The sequence below is a fragment of the Burkholderia sp. Bp9031 genome (assembly GCF_003857965.1).
GTDB classification, from domain to species: Bacteria; Pseudomonadota; Gammaproteobacteria; order Burkholderiales; family Burkholderiaceae; genus Burkholderia; species Burkholderia ambifaria_A.
In genome coordinates this window covers 52697-71918 of sequence record NZ_QTPW01000029.1, presented here as the reverse complement: position 1 = coordinate 71918, position 19222 = coordinate 52697, and the positions used below count along the sequence as shown (strand labels likewise).

At 67.2% G+C, this 19222-nt stretch carries 13 protein-coding genes; 11 read left to right on the top strand and 2 right to left on the bottom strand.

Annotated elements, in window-relative coordinates; translation table 11 throughout:
• The first annotated feature begins 833 nt into the window (after positions 1–833).
• The 9 genes from DIE15_RS28855 to DIE15_RS28815 all read left to right on the top strand — a co-directional run bounded on the left by DIE15_RS28855 (position 834) and on the right by DIE15_RS28815 (position 12897).
• Positions 834–4616, top strand: coding sequence for a nitrate reductase subunit alpha (locus DIE15_RS28855; protein ID WP_124834928.1), 3783 nt, complete (start codon positions 834–836; stop codon positions 4614–4616).
• Positions 4613–6142 (top strand): nitrate reductase subunit beta, encoded by a 1530-nt coding sequence (narH, locus tag DIE15_RS28850; RefSeq protein WP_124834927.1) that lies wholly within the window; start codon positions 4613–4615, stop codon positions 6140–6142. The genes DIE15_RS28855 and narH overlap by 4 nt, the downstream gene beginning before the upstream one ends.
• On the top strand, positions 6139–6834 hold the full coding sequence (gene narJ, locus DIE15_RS28845; protein ID WP_124834926.1) for a nitrate reductase molybdenum cofactor assembly chaperone: 696 nt from the start codon (positions 6139–6141) through the stop codon (positions 6832–6834). The genes narH and narJ overlap by 4 nt, the downstream gene beginning before the upstream one ends.
• Positions 6835–6858: 24 nt before the next feature.
• On the top strand, positions 6859–7542 hold the full coding sequence (gene narI / locus DIE15_RS28840) for a respiratory nitrate reductase subunit gamma (RefSeq protein WP_057927738.1): 684 nt from the start codon (positions 6859–6861) through the stop codon (positions 7540–7542).
• A 9-nt stretch (positions 7543–7551) separates the two neighbouring features.
• Entirely contained in the window at positions 7552–8340 is a 789-nt protein-coding gene (locus tag DIE15_RS28835) for a peptidylprolyl isomerase (protein WP_057927739.1), read from the top strand.
• Between the two features lie 15 nt (positions 8341–8355).
• Entirely contained in the window at positions 8356–9621 is a 1266-nt protein-coding gene (locus tag DIE15_RS28830) for a nitrate/nitrite transporter (RefSeq protein ID WP_124834925.1), read from the top strand.
• Positions 9622–9752: 131 nt separating this feature from the next.
• Entirely contained in the window at positions 9753–11489 is a 1737-nt protein-coding gene (locus DIE15_RS28825) for a site-specific integrase (RefSeq protein WP_124834924.1), read from the top strand.
• Between the two features lie 102 nt (positions 11490–11591).
• Entirely contained in the window at positions 11592–11915 is a 324-nt protein-coding gene (locus tag DIE15_RS28820) for a TfoX/Sxy family protein (RefSeq protein ID WP_124834923.1), read from the top strand.
• Positions 11916–11976: 61 nt separating this feature from the next.
• Positions 11977–12897 carry a hypothetical protein gene (locus DIE15_RS28815; RefSeq protein WP_124834922.1) on the top strand — a complete coding sequence of 307 codons (921 nt, stop codon included), beginning with the start codon at positions 11977–11979 and terminating at the stop codon, positions 12895–12897.
• 30 nt (positions 12898–12927) lie between these two features.
• On the opposite strand, the gene DIE15_RS28810 is transcribed toward DIE15_RS28815, so the two are convergent.
• Both DIE15_RS28810 and DIE15_RS28805 read right to left on the bottom strand, forming a co-directional pair.
• Positions 12928–14079, bottom strand: a complete 1152-nt coding sequence (locus DIE15_RS28810) for a branched-chain amino acid ABC transporter substrate-binding protein (protein WP_124834921.1) — start codon at positions 14077–14079, stop codon at positions 12928–12930.
• A 36-nt stretch (positions 14080–14115) separates the two neighbouring features.
• The gene (locus tag DIE15_RS28805; RefSeq protein WP_124834920.1) at positions 14116–15345 is read right to left on the bottom strand and encodes an FAD-binding oxidoreductase; all 1230 of its coding nucleotides are present in this window, start codon (positions 15343–15345) and stop codon (positions 14116–14118) included.
• 231 nt (positions 15346–15576) lie between these two features.
• Between DIE15_RS28805 and DIE15_RS28800 the strand changes: the two genes are divergently transcribed.
• A complete protein-coding gene (locus tag DIE15_RS28800) occupies positions 15577–16989 on the top strand; it encodes a PLP-dependent aminotransferase family protein (RefSeq protein WP_057927746.1) in 1413 nt (470 codons plus the stop codon).
• A 694-nt stretch (positions 16990–17683) separates the two neighbouring features.
• Positions 17684–19108, top strand: coding sequence for a PLP-dependent aminotransferase family protein (locus DIE15_RS28795; protein ID WP_124834919.1), 1425 nt, complete (start codon positions 17684–17686; stop codon positions 19106–19108).
• The last annotated feature ends 114 nt before the right edge of the window (positions 19109–19222 follow it).

Sequence of the window (19222 nt, the reverse complement as noted above, 5' to 3'; positions counted from 1 at the left end):
CCCGCCGCGCGTGGCGGGCCGGTTGCCTGTTACGCGTTGCGCGTGACGTGCCGGTCGTGCCGGACGCCGACGCACCCGCATCGTCGGGCTTTGCCTGCACGTCCAGCCGTTTCAACGTTTCCTCCAGCTCGACGCTCGTCGGCTGAATTCTCCGCGCCTGAATTCTCCGCGCCTGCGCGAACGCAGCGCGCTTCATCCTGGCGGCCCGGCTTCCACAGTACGTCACCCTTGTGCGTCAGGGCAGGTCGCCCACGCCTCATGCGTGTCGCGGTCGTCGTCTTTCGCGAAGATCGCGATCGAGCGGTCGACAGGTATGCGCGTTCCACGTCCAGCGCGTCCAGCGCGTACGCGACGCAGCCGATGGCGGCGGCAATGCATGCGGTGAAAAAGCGTGATGTCACGAAAATGCGGTTCTTATATGTGAAGGTGTGATCGACCGATGGCCGGTAAACCATCGAATGCGTTGCGCAGTCTTTTATAAACAGCGTGCTGCGGGCCGGCGATTCCCCGATGGGGATCGCCGTTCATTCAATGCCGTTCGATGCGGATTGCACCCGACCGATCCACGGGGAAGCGGATGGGCAGGTGCAGCGAAACTGCCCGCCAGCCGCATGACAGACGGCGCCGCGCAATCCGCCCCCATTTCAAGGGCGTTGCGCACGGATGAACGATATCGTGATTTGTATCAAGCCGTGATATGTCGGTTCGCCAGACAATGGGTTCGACCACGGTGAGAAGGATGGAGCGGCCAAAATCCAATCGTCCTTTACAACCGGTATTTCACCTCCTTAAATAATCAGGGTCTGCCAAAAGACCGGAAAAACGAGATCCCCATGAGCCATTTCCTGGATAGATTGCGTTATTTCTCCACAACAAGGCCAACATTCTCCGACGGACACGGCGCCGTCACCGACGAGGACCGAAAATGGGAAGACGCCTATCGGCTGCGCTGGCAGCACGACAAGATCGTCCGCTCGACCCACGGGGTGAACTGCACGGGTTCATGCTCGTGGAAGGTCTACGTGAAAGGCGGGATCGTCACGTGGGAAACCCAGCAGACCGACTATCCGCGCACGCGCCCGGACATGCCGAACCACGAGCCGCGCGGCTGCTCGCGCGGCGCGTCGTACTCCTGGTATCTGTATAGCGCGAACCGTCTCAAGCATCCGATGGTGCGCAGCGCGCTGGTGAAGCTGTGGCGCGAACGCCGGCGCACGCTCGCGCCCGTCGATGCATGGCGCTCGATCGTCGAGGACGACGACGCGCGGCGTTCGTACCAGAGCCGGCGCGGGCTCGGCGGCTTCGTGCGCGCGAGCTGGGACGAGGTCAACGAGATCGTTGCGGCCGCAAACGTCTACACGGTCGAGCAGTACGGCCCCGATCGCGTGGTCGGCTTCTCGCCGATCCCGGCGATGTCAATGGTGTCGTATGCGGCAGGTTCGCGCTACCTGTCGCTGATCGGCGGCGTGTGCCTGAGCTTCTACGACTGGTACTGCGACCTGCCGCCCGCGTCGCCGCAGACCTGGGGCGAGCAGACCGACGTGCCGGAATCGGCCGACTGGTACAACTCGACGTTCATCATGATGTGGGGCTCCAATGTCCCGCAGACCCGCACGCCCGACGCGCACTTCCTCGTCGAGGCGCGCTATCGCGGCACCAAGGTCGTGTCGGTGTTCCCCGACTACTCGGAAGGCGCGAAGTTCGGCGACCTGTGGTTGCATCCGAAGCAGGGCACCGACGCGGCGCTCGCGCTCGCGATGGGTCACGTGATCCTCAAGGAATTTCACCTGGCCGGGAAGAGCGACTACTTCGTCGACTACTGCAAGCGCTACACCGACATGCCGTGCCTCGTGCGCCTGGTGCCGCACGGCGACGGCTATGTGCCCGAGCGCCTCGTGCGCGCGTCCGACTTCGACGATGCGCTCGACGAGGCCGAGCATCCGGACTGGAAGACCGTGGTGATCGACGACGCGACCGGCGAATTCGTCGTGCCGGTCGGTTCGGTGGGCTTCCGCTGGGGACAGCAGGCCAAGGACGGATCGAGCGACAAGGGCAAGTGGAACCTGCGCGGCGAGACGTCGAAGGGCGCGGCGCTGTCGCCGCGGCTGTCCTGCACGGCCGGGCACGACGATGTGGTCGACGTGCTGTTCCCGTACTTCGGCAACCAGCCGCACGCGCACTTCAACTCGACGAGCCACGGTTCCGAGTTGTCGCGCCGGATTGGCGTGCGGCGCGTCGCGACGCGCGACGGCGAGATGCTGGTAGCGACCGTCTACGACCTGTTCGTCGCGAACTACGGGCTCGACCAGGGGCTCGGCGGGCGCGACGTGGCCGCGAGCTACGACGACGATCTGCCGTACACGCCGGCGTGGCAGGAAGCGATCACCGGCGTGAAGCGCGCGGACGTGATCTCGGTCGCGCGGCAGTTCGCGGAGAACGCGCACAAGACCCAGGGCAAGTCGATGGTGATCATCGGCGCGGGGATCAACCACTGGTTCCACATGGACATGTCGTACCGCGCGATCATCAACATGCTGATCATGTGCGGCTGCGTCGGCAAGCCGGGCGGCGGCTGGTCGCATTACGTGGGCCAGGAGAAGCTGCGCCCGCAAACGGGCTGGACCGCGCTCGCGTTCGCGCTCGACTGGAACCGTCCGCCGCGGCACATGAATGCGACGTCGTTCTTCTACGCGCACACCGACCAGTGGCGCTACGACACGATGGACCCGAGCGCGCTGCTGTCGCCGCTCGCGGACAAGACGCAATTTCACGGCTCGCCGATCGACTACAACGTGCGTGCGGAACGGATGGGCTGGCTGCCGTCCGCGCCGCAGCTCGCGGTGAACCCGCTGAAGGTCGGCGCGAGCGTCGGCGATCCGGCGCAGGCCGGCGCGGACGTCGCGCGGCAGCTGAAGGCCGGCATGCTGCAGATGGCGTGCGAGGACCCGGACGCATCCGGCAATTTCCCGCGCAACCTGTTCGTGTGGCGCTCGAACCTGCTTGGCTCGTCGGGCAAGGGCCACGAGTATTTCCTGAAGCACCTGCTCGGCACGACCAACGGCGTGCAGGGCGACGATCTCGGCGCGACGGGCGGCACGCGCCCCGAGGAAGTGAAGTGGCACGACGAAGCGCCGCGCGGCAAGCTCGACCTGCTCGTCACGCTCGACTTCCGGATGTCGACCACCTGCATGTATTCGGACGTCGTGCTGCCGACCGCGACCTGGTACGAGAAGGACGACATGAACACGTCCGACATGCACCCGTTCATCCATCCGCTGTCGGCGGCGGTCGATCCCGCGTGGGAATCGAAGAGCGACTGGGAGATTTTCAAGGGGATCGCGAAGCGCTTCTCCGAGCTGTGCGACGGGCATCTCGGCGTCGAACGCGACGTCGTGCTCGCGCCGATCGCGCACGATACGCCGGGAGAGCTCGCGCAGCCGTTCGACGTGCAGGACTGGAAGCGCGGCGACTGCGAGCCGGTGCCGGGCCGCACGATGCCGGCCGTGATCGCGGTCGAGCGCGACTACCCCAACACCTACGCGCGCTTCACGTCGCTCGGCCCGCTGATGGACAAGCTCGGCAACGCGGGCAAGGGCATCGGCTGGGATACGAAGGACGAAGTCAAGCTGCTCGGCCAGCTCAACTACACGGTTGCCGACGGTGCCGCGCAAGGGCGCCCGCGCATCGACACCGCGCTCGACGCGGCCGAGGTGATCCTCGCGCTCGCGCCCGAGACCAACGGCGAAGTCGCGGTGAAGGCATGGCGGGCGCTGTCCGGCATCACCGGTATCGATCACACGCACCTGGCCGTCGCGCGCGAGGACGAGAAGATCCGTTTCCGCGACATCCAGGCGCAGCCGCGCAAGATTATCTCGTCGCCGACGTGGAGCGGGATCGAGTCCGAGCACGTGTCGTACAACGCCGGCTACGTGAACGTGCACGAGCTGGTGCCGTGGCGCACGCTCACGGGCCGTCAGCAGCTGTACCAGGACCATCCGTGGATGCGCGCGTTCGGCGAATCGCTGTGCGCGTACAAGCCGCCGATCGACACGGGCAGCTACGCGCACATGGTCGGCAAGCGCTCGAACGGCAATCCCGAGCGCGTGCTGAACTTCCTGACGCCGCACCAGAAGTGGGGGATCCACAGCACCTACACGGACAACCTGCTGATGCTGACGCTGTCGCGCGGCGGCCCGATCGTGTGGATGTCGGAGGACGACGCGAAGGCGATCGGCGCGGTCGATAACGACTGGATCGAGTGCTACAACTCGAACGGCGCGTTGTGCGCGCGGGCGGTGGTGAGCCAGCGGATCCCGTCCGGGATGGTGATGATGTACCACGCGCAGGAGAAGATCGTGAACACGCCGGGCTCCGAGATCACCGGCACGCGCGGCGGCATTCACAACTCGGTCACGCGCATCGCGCTGAAGCCGACCCACATGATCGGCGGCTATGCGCAGCTGTCGTACGGCTTCAACTACTACGGCACAGTCGGCTCGAATCGCGATGAGTTCCTGATCGTGCGGAAGATGAACAAGATCGACTGGCTCGACGGAGAAGAAACCGCGGTCGACCCCACCACGCAACACGCGGTTCGCGCTGGAGAAACGTCATGAAAATACGTGCACAGATCGCGATGGTGCTGAACCTCGACAAGTGCATCGGGTGCCATACCTGCTCGGTGACCTGCAAGAACGTGTGGACCAGCCGCGAAGGGATGGAATACGCGTGGTTCAACAACGTCGAGACCAAGCCGGGCATCGGCTATCCGAAGGACTGGGAGAACCAGGACCGCTGGCGCGGCGGCTGGCAGCGGCGTGCGGACGGCCGGATCGAGCCGCGCCTGGGCGGCAAGTGGCGGCTGCTCGCGCAGATTTTCGCGAACCCGCACCTGCCCGAGATCGACGATTACTACGAGCCGTTCACATTCGACTACGCGCACTTGCAGGAAGCCGGCAACACGCGCGCGATGCCGGTTGCGCGGCCGCGCTCGCTGATCAGCGGCCAGCGTCTCGAGAAGATCGAGTGGGGCCCGAACTGGGAGGAAATCCTCGGCGGCGAGTTCGAGAAGCGCGCGAAGGACTACAACTTCGAGAACGTGCAGAAGGAGATCTACGGGCAGTTCGAGAACACCTTCATGATGTACCTGCCGCGCCTCTGCGAGCACTGCCTGAATCCGGCGTGCGTCGCGTCGTGCCCGTCGGGCTCGATCTACAAGCGCGAGGAAGACGGCATCGTGCTGATCGACCAGGACAAGTGCCGCGGCTGGCGCATGTGCGTGTCGGGATGCCCGTACAAGAAGATCTACTACAACTGGCAGAGCGGCAAGGCGGAGAAGTGCATCTTCTGCTATCCGCGCATCGAGGCCGGCCAGCCGACCGTGTGTTCGGAAACCTGCGTGGGCCGCATCCGCTACCTCGGCGTGCTGCTGTACGACGCCGACCGGATCAGCGAGGCCGCAAGCGCGGAGAACGAGCAGGACCTGTACGAAGCGCAGCTGTCGCTGTTCCTCGATCCCGAGGATCCGGCGGTGATCGCGCAGGCCGAGCGCGATGGCGTGCCGGCTGCCTGGATCGACGCCGCGCGGCGCTCGCCGACCTACAAGATGGCGATCGACTGGAAGATCGCGTTTCCGCTGCATCCGGAATACCGGACGCTGCCGATGGTCTGGTACGTGCCGCCGCTGTCGCCGATCAACGCGGCCGCGAACAGCGGCGATCTCGGAATGAACGGCTACCTGCCGGACGTCGAATCGCTGCGCATTCCGCTGCGCTACCTGGCGAACCTGCTGACGGCCGGCGACGAGGCGCCCGTGAAGCTCGCGCTCGAACGGCTGCTCGCGATGCGCGCGTTCATGCGCGCGCGTCACGTCGACGGCATCGATGCGCGCGGCGTGCTCGACCAGGTCGGGCTGTCGCTCGCGCAGGTCGAGGAGATGTACCGCTATCTCGCGATCGCGAACTACGAGGATCGTTTCGTGATCCCGACGACGCATCGCGAGTATGCAGAGAACGCGTACGACCTGCGTGCGTCGTGCGGTTTCTCGTTCGGCAACGGCTGTTCCGACGGCCGTTCCGAGGGCAGCCTGTTCAGCCCGAAGAAGGGCGCGAAAGCCATTCCGATCCACGAGGCGTCCCGATGAGTACCGCACCCGATCCGACCTATGCGGCGTTCGCGGCGCTGCTCGACTATCCCGACGATTCACTCGTCGACGTGCTCGACTCGATCGAAGCCCACCTGCGCGAACGCGCGCGCGTGCCGAAGGCGGTGCGCGCGGGCCTCGACACGTTCTTCGCCTACGTGCGCGAGCGCGACCTGCTGACGCTGCAGGAGAACTACGTCGCGCTGTTCGACCGCGGTCGCGCGACGTCGCTGCATCTGTTCGAACACGTGCACGGCGAATCGCGCGACCGCGGGCAGGCGATGGTCGACCTGCTGCAGATGTACGAGCGGCATGGGCTGGCGCTGAACCCGGGCGAGCTGCCCGACTACCTGCCCGTGTTCCTCGAATACCTGTCGCGGCTGCCGGCGCCCGATGCGCGCAACCTGCTCGGCGAGACCGGCGAGATCCTGCGCGCGCTGGCCGGCCAGCTCGCGCAGCGCGGCAGCCATTACAGCTTCGTCGTCGGCGCGCTGCTGCCGATGGCCGGCGTCGCGCCGGTCGACGCACCGGCGGACGCGGACGACGACGTGGCCGCCGAGCGGCCGAGTGCCGACGACTACCGCGCGCTCGACGCGTCGTATGCGGACGAAGCCGTGCGCTTCGTCGGCGCAACGACGCCGGCCGAGCAGACGGTGCGGTTCCACGACAAGCGGCCGGCCCGCGGCGCGTAAGCGCGGGCCCAACTGGGGAAAGACATGAACGCTTACTTGCATCAGTTCCTGTTCGGGATCTACCCGTACATCTGCCTCGCGGTGTTGCTGGTCGGCAGCCTGATCCGCTTCGATCGCGAGCAATACACGTGGAAAAGCGATTCGTCGCAGCTGCTGCGCCACGGGATGCTGCGGCTCGGCAGCAACCTGTTCCACTGGGGCGTGCTGGTCGTCGTGCTCGGCCACTTCGGCGGCTTTCTTGCGCCGCACTGGCTCGTGTCGCCGTTCCTGTCGGCGTCCGGGCACCAGCTCGTCGCGATGGTCGCGGGTGGTGCGGCCGGCGTCGCGGCGATCATCGGGCTGACGATCCTGATCTGGCGCCGCCTCGGTGACCCGCGCATCCGCAAGAACAGCCGCAAGTCCGATATCCTGATCGTGCTGATGCTGTGGGTGCAGCTCGCGCTCGGGCTCGGCACCGTCGTGCTGTCGACGCGCCACATGGACGGCGTGATGTTCGAGCAGCTCACCGACTACGTGAAGGGCGTCGTCACGTTCCGGCCGGACATCGCGAGCCTGCTGGTCGGCGTGCCGCTGACGTACCGGCTGCACATCCTGCTCGGCTTCACGATCTTCCTCGTGTCGCCGTTCACGCGGATGGTGCATATCTGGAGCGGCATCGCATCGGTCGCGTACCTGATCCGCCCGTACCAGCTCGTGCGCAAGCGCTGAGGAGGCCGCATGAACGACGTTCTCTCCGAAGTCGCGCCGGCGCCGCTGACGATCAACGGCGTCGCGATCGACGACGCGGCCATCGCGGCCGAAGCCGAACATCATGGCGATGCGCGCGATCCACTCGATGCGGCGCGGCACGCGCTCGCGGTGCGCGAGCTGCTGCGGCAGCGTGCGGTGTCGCTCGCGCTGATCGACGAAGGCGCGCCGCTCGACGATGCCGCGGTCGACGCGTTGCTCGAGCGCGAACTGACGCACGTGCCCGAGCCGGATCGCGCCGATTGCGAGCGCTACTACGCGCAGCATCCGGCGCGCTTTCGCCGCAACGACATCGTCTATGCGAGCCACGTGCTGTTCGCGGTGACCGACCGCGTGCCGCTCGCGCCGCTGCGGCAGCGCGCGGAACGCGCGCTCGCCGACGTGGTCGCCGCGCCCGATACGTTCGAAGCGCTCGCGCGCGCATCGTCGAACTGCCCGTCGGCGCAAGTCGGCGGCAGCCTCGGGCAGCTGCTGCGCGGCGACACCGTGCCGGAATTCGAGGCCGCGCTGTTCGATACGGACGGGCTCGGCGTGCTGCCGAAACTCGTCAATACACGTTTCGGCTTTCACATCGTGCGCATCGAGCGCCGCGTGCCGGGCGACGCGGTGCCGTTCGACGAAGCCGCCGGCCAGATCGCCGCGTACCTGTCGGAACGCGTGCGGCAGCGGGCGATGCGGCAGTACGTGGCGATACTCGCGGGCGGCGCGCGCGTCGAAGGTGTGACCTTCGACGGCGCGAACGGGCCGCTGGTCCAATGAAACGAGGTTTGGCTCATGGCAACTCAACAAGGTAACGTCGGCCTGGCCGCGGACGCGCAGGCCATCCCGCTGCGCGCATGGTCGGTGCTGGCCGCGAGCACGCTCGCGTTCATGGTGTGCTTCGTCGTGTGGATGATGTTCGGCGTGCTCGGCGTGCAATTGCGCACCGACCTCGGCCTGAACAGCACCGAGTTCGGCCTGCTCACGTCGACGCCGGTGCTGACCGGCGCGCTGATGCGCTTGCCGCTCGGCACCTGGACCGACCGCTTCGGCGGCCGCATCGTGATGACGGTGCTGCTCGTCGTGTGCGCGATTCCCGTCTACATCGTCAGCTACGCGACGCAGCTCTGGCAGTTCCTGTTCATCGGGCTGTTCCTCGGCTGCGTCGGTGCGTCGTTCGCGGTCGGCACGCCGTATGTCGCGCGCTTTTTCCCGCCGAAGCGGCGCGGGCTCGCGATGGGCGTGTTCGGCGCGGGCACATGCGGCGCGGCAGTGAACCTGTTCGTCACGCCGCTGCTGCTGTCCGCGTACGGCTGGCGCTTCGTGCCGCGCGTCTACGCGATCGCGCTGCTCGTCACGGCCGTGATCTTCTGGTTCGCGTCCGCGCCCGATCCGGGCGCCGGCAAACGGGGCGGCTCGATGCTCGACGCGTTCAAGGTATTGCGCGACCCGCGCGTGTGGCGGCTCTGCCAGTACTACTCGATCACCTTCGGCGGCTTCACCGCGCTGTCGCTGTGGATTCCGCAGTACCTGAAGAGCGAATACGGGATGTCGCTCGTGATGGCGTCCGCGTTCGCGGCTGGCTTCTCGCTGCCGGGCTCGGTGCTGCGCGCGCTCGGCGGCGCGCTGTCCGATCGCTTCGGCGCGCACGCGGTCACGTGGTGGGGGTTGTGGATCGCGTGGATCACGCTGTTCCTGCTGTCGTATCCGGCGACCGACTTCGTGATCCACACGATCGACGGCACCGCGTCGCTGAACCTGGCGATGCCGGTGGCCGGCTTCGTCGCGCTGACCTTCGTGCTCGGTGCGGTGTTCGCGTTCGGGATGGCGTCGACCTTCAAGTACGTCGCCGACGATTTCCCGGACAACATGGGCGTCGTCACGGGCATCGTCGGGCTTGCGGGCGGCCTCGGCGGCTTCCTGCTGCCGATCCTGTTCGGCGTGCTGCTCGACCTGCTGCGCGTGCGCACCACCTGCTTCATGTTCCTGTACGGGATCGTGTGGGTGTCGCTGATCCTGATCTACCTGTCCGAAGTGCGGCGCACGCCGGTGACGGGCTGACGCGTTGCGATCGAGGTGAGGTGCGTGGGCGCGAGGCCGGCACGATCCGGTGTCGCGCTTCGTCGCTCGTCGCGCCCGGAACGTCGTGCGCGACGTATCCGGCCGCGCGCGCTTCTGTCAAACTGGCGCCCATGACACCGCGCCTCGCTTCATCGCCTTCCTCCGATTCCGCGCCCGCACCCGCGGGCTTTCCCGACGCCGACGAACTGGCCGCGCTGCGTGCGTGGTACGCGGGCATGACCGTGCGCCAGGCGGTCGAGCGCTATCTGCCCGATCGTCTCGGCGAAGGGCGGTCCGCGCGCGGCGTGATCGGCGGGATTCGGCGTCGCCTCGTGCGTGTTGCACGGCAGGCCGGGCGGCCGGATCTGGCCGAGCAGCTCGGTCATCCCGGCAGCGAGCGCATGCAGATCGCGAAGGCGGCGACCGATGCGATCGGCCTGCTGCGCCATGCGCGAGCGCCGGTGCCGCAGATCAGCGACGACGTCGGCCTGTGGCTGCCGGCGCGCGCGGTCGTTGCGCTGCGCGCGCACGGCATCGCGACGCTGGCCGACCTCACCGTGCGGATTCCGCGCCGGCGTCAGTGGTGGCGCGCGATCGCGGGGCTCGGTATGGCGAGCGCGCGGCATATCGAGGCGTTCTTTTCCGCACACCCCGAGCTGACCGAGCGGGCACGCGCGCTGATCGCCGCGACGCCGCGCAGCGGCATCGTGCCGTGGGAGCAGCTGAAGCTGCCGCACGAGGTCGACGGGTCGGCCGGCACGTTCCGCGCGCCGCGCGCGACCAGCACGCTCGACGCGGACAACGATTACGCGGCCGTGCACGCATGGCTGTCGCTGCACGAATCGGCCGCGACGCGCCGCGCGTACCGGAAGGAGGCCGAGCGGCTGATCCTGTGGGCGATCGTCGAGCGCGGACGCGCGCTGTCGTCGCTGACGACCGAGGACGCGGTCGCGTATCGCGCGTTTTTGCGTCATCCGACGCCGCATGAGCGCTGGGTCGGCCCCGTGCGGCCGCGCGGCGCGCCGGACTGGCGGCCGTTCTCCGGCGGGCTGTCCGCGCGCTCGGCCGCGTACACGCTGTCGGTCCTCGGCGCGCTGTTCCGCTGGCTGATCGAGCAGCGCTACCTGCTGGCGAATCCGTTTGCGGGCGTCAAGGTGCGCGACACGCGCGGCGCGAATGCGCTCGACACGTCGCATGCGTTCACCGAAGGCGAGTGGCTGCTCGTGCGCACGATCGCGGACGGGCTCGAGTTTCGCAAGGACAAGGCGTCCGGCGCGCCGCAATCCGGCTGGACGCCGGCCGCCGCGCAACGGCTGCGCTTCATCCTCGATTTCGGCTATGCGACCGGGCTGCGCGCGAGCGAGCTGGTCGGCGCGACGCTCGGCGACATCGACACGGACGCGCACGGCGACGCGTGGCTGAAGGTGATCGGCAAGGGCAGCAAGGCTGCGCGCGTCGCGCTGCCGCCGCTCGCGCGCACGGCGCTCGATCGTCATCTGGTCGCGCGGCGGTTGCCGGTGACGCCGGTGCGCTGGCGGCCGGATACGTCGCTGATTCCGAGCCTCGCGGAAGACGGCGCGGCCGGGATCACGAGCGTGCGGCTGTGGAAGGTGATGCAGCGGTTCTTCGTGCAGACGGCCGCACTCGTCGATGACGACAACCCGGCGCTCGCACAGAAGCTGCGGCAGGCGAGCCCGCACTGGATGCGCCATACGCACGCGACGCATGCGCTCGCGCGCGGCGCCGAGTTGACGACGGTGCGCGATAACCTGCGACATGCGTCGATCTCGACGACGTCGATTTATCTGCACGGGGATGACGTGAAGCGGGCGCGGCAGATGTCGAGTGCGTTTTCGGCTGACAAATGAGTAGCACGCGGAGCCGAGCGCACGAGCGGTTGCGCGGGGATCGAACGGAACGACACCGCATCGGTGACGGTCAGAACGGTTATTCGGTCACGGAGCAGGTGGATGGCATCGAGTCAGGGAACCGTTGATTTCATCGTCGAGCAGATGGCTGCGGCGGGCACGGTATCGGCCCGCAAGATGTTCGGCGAATATGGAATCTACTGCGACGGCAAAATGGTCGCGCTGGTTTGCGACGACCGACTGTTCGTCAAGCCGACCCCGGACGGGCGTGCGTTTCTCGGTGCGTGCGAAGAAGGTCCGCCGTATCCGACGGCGAAGCCGCATCTCGTCATTGGAGGAGACCGCTGGGACGACCGCGAATGGCTGTCGACGCTGATCCGGATCACCGCTGCGCAATTGCCGGTACCGATGAAGCGGAGCCGATAGCGGTCGGCGTATTCTGTGAACCATGCGCGCCAATACTGCGCCCCCTCGCTGGAGCACAAGAATGGAGACATCCGAACACCCGCAAGCCCCGCGATACGCGCGCCGCGCCTGGCACGCGCTCGTCGCGGCGCTATGCGTCGGCTGGAGCGCGCTGTCGTTCGGCGCGGACGGTGCGGACGGTGCGGCGGCGCTGCTCGACCGCTATCACAGCCTCGGCGAGCAGTTGAAGAACAACCCGTTCCACCGCCCGCTGTACCTCGAATCGTCCGAAGCGTCCACCTTGCTGAAGGGCGATATCTACGCAGTCGTCGACTATCCGTTCTCCGTCGTGAACGGCAAGCTCAACGACCCCGCGCAGGGCCCCGCGAACTGGTGCGCGGTGCTGATCCTGCACCTGAACACGAAGTACTGTCACGCATCGACCGGCGGCAACGGCCCGGTGCTCGACGTGAACCTCGGCCGCAAGATCGAGCAGAAGCTGTCGGATACCTATCGCGTGCAGTTCCGCTACCGCGTGGCCGCCGCGACGCCCGACTACTTCCAGGTCGACCTGACCGCCGACAGCGGCCCGATGGGCACGAAGGATTACCGGATCGCGCTGGAAGCCGTACCGGTGGGCGGATCGCGCACGTTCCTGCACCTGACGTATTCGTACGGCTTCGGCGCGGTAGGACGCATGGCGATGAAGACCTACCTCGCGACGGTCGGCAGCGACAAGGTCGGCTTCACGGCAGCCAGCGGCGCGTCGGCAGCGCAGCCGCAATACATCGGCGGCGTGCGCGGATTGCTGGAACGCAACACGATGCGCTACTACCTCGCGATCGACACCTATCTCGCGACGCTCGACAAACCGCTCGACCAGCGCCTCGCGCGCTGGTTCGACGCAACCGAGCAGTATCCTCAGCAACTGCACGAAGTCGAGCGGGGCGCGTATCTGCAGATGAAAGCGCAGGAGGTGCAGCGGCAGCAGACGGCGCGGTGACGCCGCCTGCTGCCTGCTGCTCGGCGTCGATCAGTTCGACGCGCCGCCGACCGTGCGAATGCTGTGCCACTGCCCCTGTTCGACGCGGAACAGCGTGTAGGGCGGCTTGATCAGGTCGCCGCGCTCGTCGAACGAGATCTTCCCCGTCACACCGGTGACCGACACGCCCGGCAGGCTCGCGACGACCTTGCTCCGGTCGACCGAATCGGCCTTGTGGATTGCCGCAATCATCGCGAGCGCCGCGTCGTACGCGAACGGCGCATACAGCTCGACGTCCTGGTTGAAGCGCGCCTTGTAGCGCTGCGCGAACGCGATGGCGGACGGCAGCTTGTCGAGCGCCGGCCCCGGTTCGAGATCCTGCGTGCCTTCGCCCGCGTTGCCGGCGATCTTCAGGAACGCATTGCTTTTCAGCGCGCCGGCGCCGAACAACTGCGCGCGGATGCCGAGCGAGCGCATCTGCTTGACGAGCATCGCGCCCTGTTCGTCGAGGCCGCCGAAGAACAGCAGGTCGACGTTGTTGCTCTTCATCGTCGTCAGGATGCCGCGGAAATCGACGGCCTTGTCGTTGGTGTATTCGCGGTCGACGACGCTGCCGTGCGCATCCTTCACGCCCTTCTCGAATGCGTCCGCGAGCCCCTGGCCGAACGCGGTGCGGTCGTCGATGATGCCGATCCGCTTCGCCTTCAACTGCTCGACCGCGAAGCGTCCGGCGACCACGCCGCCGACGCCGTCGTGCCCCATCGTTCGGAACACGTTCTTGAAGCCTTGCATCGTCAGCTGCGGATTGGTCGAGCCGGGCGTGATCATCGCGACGTTCGCCTGCTTGTAGACGGCCGACGCGGGAATGCTGCAGCCCGAGTTGTAGTGGCCGACCACGCCGACCACGCCATCGTCGACGAGCTTCTGCGCGACCTGGATCGCGATGCGCGGATCGGCCTGGTCGTCCTGCACGTCGAGCACGAAGCGCACGGGTTTGCCGCCGACGGTCGGATGCTTCGCGTTTTCCTCGTCGAGCGCGAGTTGCGCACCGTATTGCAGATCCTTGCCGACGCGCGCGACCGGCCCCGTCAGCGGGCCGGCGAAGCCGATCTTGATGGTTTCCGGGTCCGCGGCCTGCGCGGACGCAGCGACCGTGCCGATCGAGCAGACGGCCAGCCATGCCAGCCAGTTACGACGATTCATGATGCCTCCTTGCAGGGATGAAAATGGCGGCGCGCGTCAGAATCGCGCGGCCCGGTATGGAGCGAGGTCGAGCGGCGGTGCGCGCTGCGCGACGAGATCGGCGACGATCCGCCCGGTGATGCCGGCGAGCGTGACGCCGAGATGCTGGTGGCCGAATGCGTGGATCACGCGCTCGCTGTGCCGCGCGCGGCCGATCACGGGCACGCCGTCGGGCAGCGTCGGCCGAAAGCCGAGCCAGCTGCGCGTCGGCGTGCCGAGCGAGGGCAGCGCTTCGCGGGCGGAACGCGTGAGTAGCGCGACCAGCGAGCGGTTCATGCCGGCATCGAAGCCGCCGAGTTCGACCGTGCCGGCCGCGCGCAATCCTTCGTCGAGCGGCGTCATGTAGAACCCGCGCTCGGCCCAGCCGACCGGTCGCGTGACGATCTGTTCATGCGCGGCGAACTGCACGTGGTAGCCACGCTCGGTATCGAGCGGCACGGCGTCGCCGCACGCGGCGGCGAAGGCGCGCGAGCGGGCGCCGGCCGCAATCACCACATGATCGAAGCTGTGCGCCGCACCGCCCGCATGCAGGGTCACGCCGTCGCCGACGAGCTCGATCCGTTCGACTTGCGCGCGTTCGAGCGTCGCGCCGCCGGTGGCGAGGTGCGCGAACAATTCGCCGAGAAACCCGCACGGATCGGAGAAATGCCAGCTTCCGTGGAACAGCACGCCGCGCGTGAAGATCGGCGCGAGTGCGGGCTCGAGCCGGCGGATCGCATCCGCGTCGAGCGTCTCGAACGGCACGCCGAGCCGGCGCCGCAGCGCCAGCGACGACTGCGCGGCGTCGAACGACGCCTGCCGGGCGTATAGGTACAGGCATTCGCGCGGCCGCACGAATGCCGCGAGCCGCGTGGTCGCGAGCAGCGGCGCATAGCCGTCGGCGGCGCGCGACAGCAGCGCGGCCAGCGCGCCGGCGCTGCGCGCGTGACGCGCGGGCGTCGACGCGGCGAGGAACCGCACGAGCCACGGCGCGCCGCGCAGCAGATACGGCCAGCGGATGCGCAGCGGGCTGTCGGCGGCGAACAGGAAGTGCGGCATGTCGCGGAACACGGACGGGCCGTTGACGGGCACGCAGCCATACGGCGCGAACGTCGCGGCGTTGCCGAACGACGCGCCGTGGCCGACGCCGGCCGGGTCGAACAGCGTGACGCGATGCCCGTCGCGCTGCAGCCATGCCGCCGCGCCGAGCCCGATGAAGCCTGCACCCACGATGGCGATGTTCGCCATGACGCTTCTCCTCCGGCACACCTGATTCACACAAAGATGGGATTAAGAATCACACAGTAATTTTTTGTGTGCAATCAAAAATCGATTGTGTGGTGCTAGCGTTTACCCGATTCCAGTGCGCTGATTCAATAGACTTTTCGGCAGACGGTTGACCGGGCGGGGATGTCATATACAATCGCGAGACAGGTTTAGATGGCAGACAAACGCTCTTTGTGTGGGCACAGGCGATACATGGCAGCAGACAAACTTTCCGGAGAGCGCGACGGCAGTGCGCCGACGCAGGCGAAGCGGCCGACCTATGTCGAGGTATCGAGCTCGATCGAGGCGGAAATCCGCAACGGCATGTACCCGCCGGGCAGCCGCCTGCCGCCGCAACGCCAGCTCGCGACCGAGCTCGGCATCAACGTGTCGACCGTGTCGCGTGCGTACAAGGAGCTGCAACTGCGCGGCCTCGTGATCGGCAGCAAGCGGCGCGGGTCGCTCGTCACCGGCGGCGCGATGCCGAGCATCGAGCCGGCCCGTGCGTCGCTCGCGGCGGGCAACGGCGTGATCGACCTGACGGTGAACCGGCCGGCGACCGGCGAGTTCCTCGCGAGCCTCGCGCAGACGTTCGGCGAACTGCCGGGCGATCCGCGTTTCGCGTCGCTGCAGGAATACCAGCCGCCGCAGGGCCCCGACTGGGCGCGTGCGGCGGGCGCGCAATGGCTTGCCGCGCCCGGCTTCACGCCGTCGCCCGACCAGGTGGTCGTCACGAGCGGCGCGCAGCACGGGCTCTACGCGGTGCTGAACAGCCTGATCGGCACCGACGGCGTGATCGTCGCCGACCGGCTCACGTATTACGGCCTGAAGGCGCTCGCGCCGGTGTTCCAGTTCGAGATCGTCAGCGCGCCGGCCGACGACGACGGCCTGCTGCCCGACGAGATCGACCGGATCTGCCAGCGCATGCCCGTCAAGGCGATCTTCGTCGTGCCGAACCTGCAGAACCCGACCGTGACGACGATGAGCCTCGCGCGCCGGATGGCGCTCGTCGACGTCGCGCGCCGCCATCACGTGACGATCATCGAGGACGATGTGTACGGGCCGCTCGTGCGCGACCGGCTGCCGGCGATTGCCGGCTTGTGTCCCGAGCTGACGTTCCATATCGGCGCGACGTCGAAGATTCTCGCGCCGGGGCTGCGCCTCGGCTACCTGAGCTGCCCGCGCGACAGCGTCGCGCTGTGTGCGGAAGCGGTGCGCACGACGGCGTGGATGCCCGCGCCGACGTCGATGCTGATCGCGACGGTGTGGATCGAGAACGGCACCGCCGAGCGGATCATGAGCGCGCAGTTGGCGGAAATCCGCGCGCGCGTCGATCTTGCGCGGGAACTGCTGCCGGCCGGCCATCTGAAGTCGGACCCCGCGTGCATGTTCGTGTGGCTGCGGCTGCCGCCGCCGTGGCGTGCCGACGACTTCGCCGCGAACGCGAAGGCGCGCGGCGTGATCGTGATGCCGTCGTCGACGTTCGCGGTCGATCGCGCGGAAATCGAGCACGGCGTGCGCATCAACCTCGCGTGCCCGGCGACGCGCGACGAACTCGTCAACGGGCTGCGGATTCTGGCCGGCACGCTGAAGGACCGGCCGCGCGCGCTGTTCGGTTCGATCTGACGTTTTCCGCTCGATCGAGCAAACCCGCGATGATGTCGACGATCCGCCGCAGCAGCGCGTCGTCGTAAGGCAACCACCACACCCCCGCGCAGCGGTGTCGACTACCGGCTTGCTGCCCGTATCGGGCCGGCCGGCGTTGATTCTCACACCGAGCGCCGGCGAACAATCCGAGCGCTTCGTCCTCACCGGACGGGCCGCACCTCGTCCGGCTCTGACCCCCTCAAGATTCGCAGGCACCGGTACGGGCTGCCGCGCCGTTCTGGCGCTATTTTCATGGCAGCGCAGATCGGTCCGCCGCGGCCCATTCCTGTGGCACGGCGCGTATGGCGCCGACCAGAGCCGCGCAATCACGCGGTATCGCCTCCGATCGCCGCTCACCATGACGATTCATAAGACGTACAGTTGGCCCTGAATGACGAATTCGCGCCAAACTGTACTCTTGTGTGCGTATTCGATGTGTGTACTCTTCGCCAACTGTTCTGCTCTTAAGATTCCATCATCAAGTGCACAGTGTCGCGGGCCCAGACGTCACGGGCCTCTCGGCGCATTTTTAAAAGCGAGCCACTGCGATGGAAAAGGCAAAACCGGAGGGAGCAATCAGGCAGAACGACAGCCCGGTCGGCGGGCGGCACACGCGCGTATCGGACGCGCACGGCACGGCCGCGCGCATGCGCAGGCCGTCGGGGAGCGCGCGATGAAGCTCTACGAAAAACTTGCGGACGACATCGAGCGCCTGATTCGCCAGGGCGTGTACCGGCATGGCGACCGGATTCCGTCGGTGCGGCAGGCGAGCCAGCAGCACCGGATCAGCATCACGACCGTGCTGCATGCGTACCTGCTGCTCGAAAGCCGCGGGCTGCTGGAAAGCCGTCCGCAGTCGGGCTACTTCGTGAACCTGCGTCGCGATGACAACCACGCACCGGTGCGCGAGCTGCGGCCGTCGAAGCCGATCGCGATCTCGTCGTCGGTCGACATGAGCCGGCTCGTGCTGTCGACGCTGCGCTCGATCGGCACCGACGACGCGGTGCCGCTCGGTTCGCCGTATCCGGACCCGAGCCTGTTTCCGTTCGAGAAGCTGAACCGCTACGCGTATGCGGCCGGCCGCGACAAGTCGCTGTGGGGTGTGACGGACGGGCTGCCGCCGGGCCATCCGCGGCTGATCCGGCAGATCGCGCGACGCTACCTGGAAAACGGGATGTCGGTCGATCCGAACGAGATCATCGTGACGGTCGGCGCGACGGAGGCGATCAATCTTTGTTTGCAGGCGGTCGCGAAGCCCGGCGACACGATCGCGGTGGAATCGCCGACGTTCTACGCGATGCTGCACGCGATCGAGCGGATGGGGATGAAGGCGATCGAGGTCGCGACGCATCCGGAATACGGCATCGACATCGCGGCGCTGGCGGCGATTGCAAAATCGCAGCCGATCGCCGCATGCATGGTGATGCCGAATTTCCAGAACCCGCTCGGCTTCCAGATGCCGGACGAGCGCAAGCGCGAACTGGTTGAATTCGCAACCCGCGTCGACATGCCGATCATCGAGAACGGTGTGTATAACGAACTGTATTTCGGCGAGTCGCATCCGAGCACGCTGAAGTCCTACGACCACAACGGGATCGTGCTGCATTGCGCATCGTTCTCGAAGAGCCTGACGGCGGCCTACCGGATCGGCTGGGCATTGCCGGGGCGGTATCGCGATCAGGTCGAGAAGCTGAAGTTCCTGAACACGCTGGCGACGCCGTCGCTGCCGCAGCTCGCGATCGCCGAGTTTCTCGAGCGCGACGGCTACGAGCATCACCTGCGGCGCCTGCGCAAGGCGTATGCGCAGCAGGCGAACCTGATGCGTGCAATGGTGTCGCGGTTTTTCCCGGAAGGCACGCGCATTTCGAGCCCGGCGGGCGGGTACGTATTGTGGGTCGAGTTGCCGGTGCAGGTCGATGCGATGCGGCTGTACCAGCTCGCGCTGGAGCAGGGGATCACGATCGGCCCCGGCTACATGTTCTCGATCACCGACAACTACCGGAACTTCATCCGGCTGAACTACAGCAGCCCGTGGTCGCCGGAGATCGAGCAGGCGGTGATCGCGGTCGGGAAGCTTGCGGCATCGTGCATGCGGTGACGCGAAGGCCGGTGATGGGCCGGTGACGTCCAAAAAAAATGGCGCCGCAGGCATTCAGCCCGCGGCGCCATCGCGTGTCGCTACGACGGGCACCGCCCGCCGCAGCTCGACCGC

What these genes read in the sequence shown, in the direction of transcription:
- DIE15_RS28855 (WP_124834928.1), top strand. Translation starts at nt 834, where the DNA reads ATGAGCCATTTCCTGGATAGATTGCGTTATTTCTCCACAACAAGGCCA.
- narH (WP_124834927.1), top strand. Translation starts at nt 4,613, where the DNA reads ATGAAAATACGTGCACAGATCGCGATGGTGCTGAACCTCGACAAGTGC.
- narJ (WP_124834926.1), top strand. Translation starts at nt 6,139, where the DNA reads ATGAGTACCGCACCCGATCCGACCTATGCGGCGTTCGCGGCGCTGCTC.
- narI (WP_057927738.1), top strand. Translation starts at nt 6,859, where the DNA reads ATGAACGCTTACTTGCATCAGTTCCTGTTCGGGATCTACCCGTACATC.
- DIE15_RS28835 (WP_057927739.1), top strand. Translation starts at nt 7,552, where the DNA reads ATGAACGACGTTCTCTCCGAAGTCGCGCCGGCGCCGCTGACGATCAAC.
- DIE15_RS28830 (WP_124834925.1), top strand. Translation starts at nt 8,356, where the DNA reads ATGGCAACTCAACAAGGTAACGTCGGCCTGGCCGCGGACGCGCAGGCC.
- DIE15_RS28825 (WP_124834924.1), top strand. Translation starts at nt 9,753, where the DNA reads ATGACACCGCGCCTCGCTTCATCGCCTTCCTCCGATTCCGCGCCCGCA.
- DIE15_RS28820 (WP_124834923.1), top strand. Translation starts at nt 11,592, where the DNA reads ATGGCATCGAGTCAGGGAACCGTTGATTTCATCGTCGAGCAGATGGCT.
- DIE15_RS28815 (WP_124834922.1), top strand. Translation starts at nt 11,977, where the DNA reads ATGGAGACATCCGAACACCCGCAAGCCCCGCGATACGCGCGCCGCGCC.
- DIE15_RS28810 (WP_124834921.1), bottom strand. Translation starts at nt 14,079, where the DNA reads ATGAATCGTCGTAACTGGCTGGCATGGCTGGCCGTCTGCTCGATCGGC.
- DIE15_RS28805 (WP_124834920.1), bottom strand. Translation starts at nt 15,345, where the DNA reads ATGGCGAACATCGCCATCGTGGGTGCAGGCTTCATCGGGCTCGGCGCG.
- DIE15_RS28800 (WP_057927746.1), top strand. Translation starts at nt 15,577, where the DNA reads ATGGCAGCAGACAAACTTTCCGGAGAGCGCGACGGCAGTGCGCCGACG.
- DIE15_RS28795 (WP_124834919.1), top strand. Translation starts at nt 17,684, where the DNA reads ATGAAGCTCTACGAAAAACTTGCGGACGACATCGAGCGCCTGATTCGC.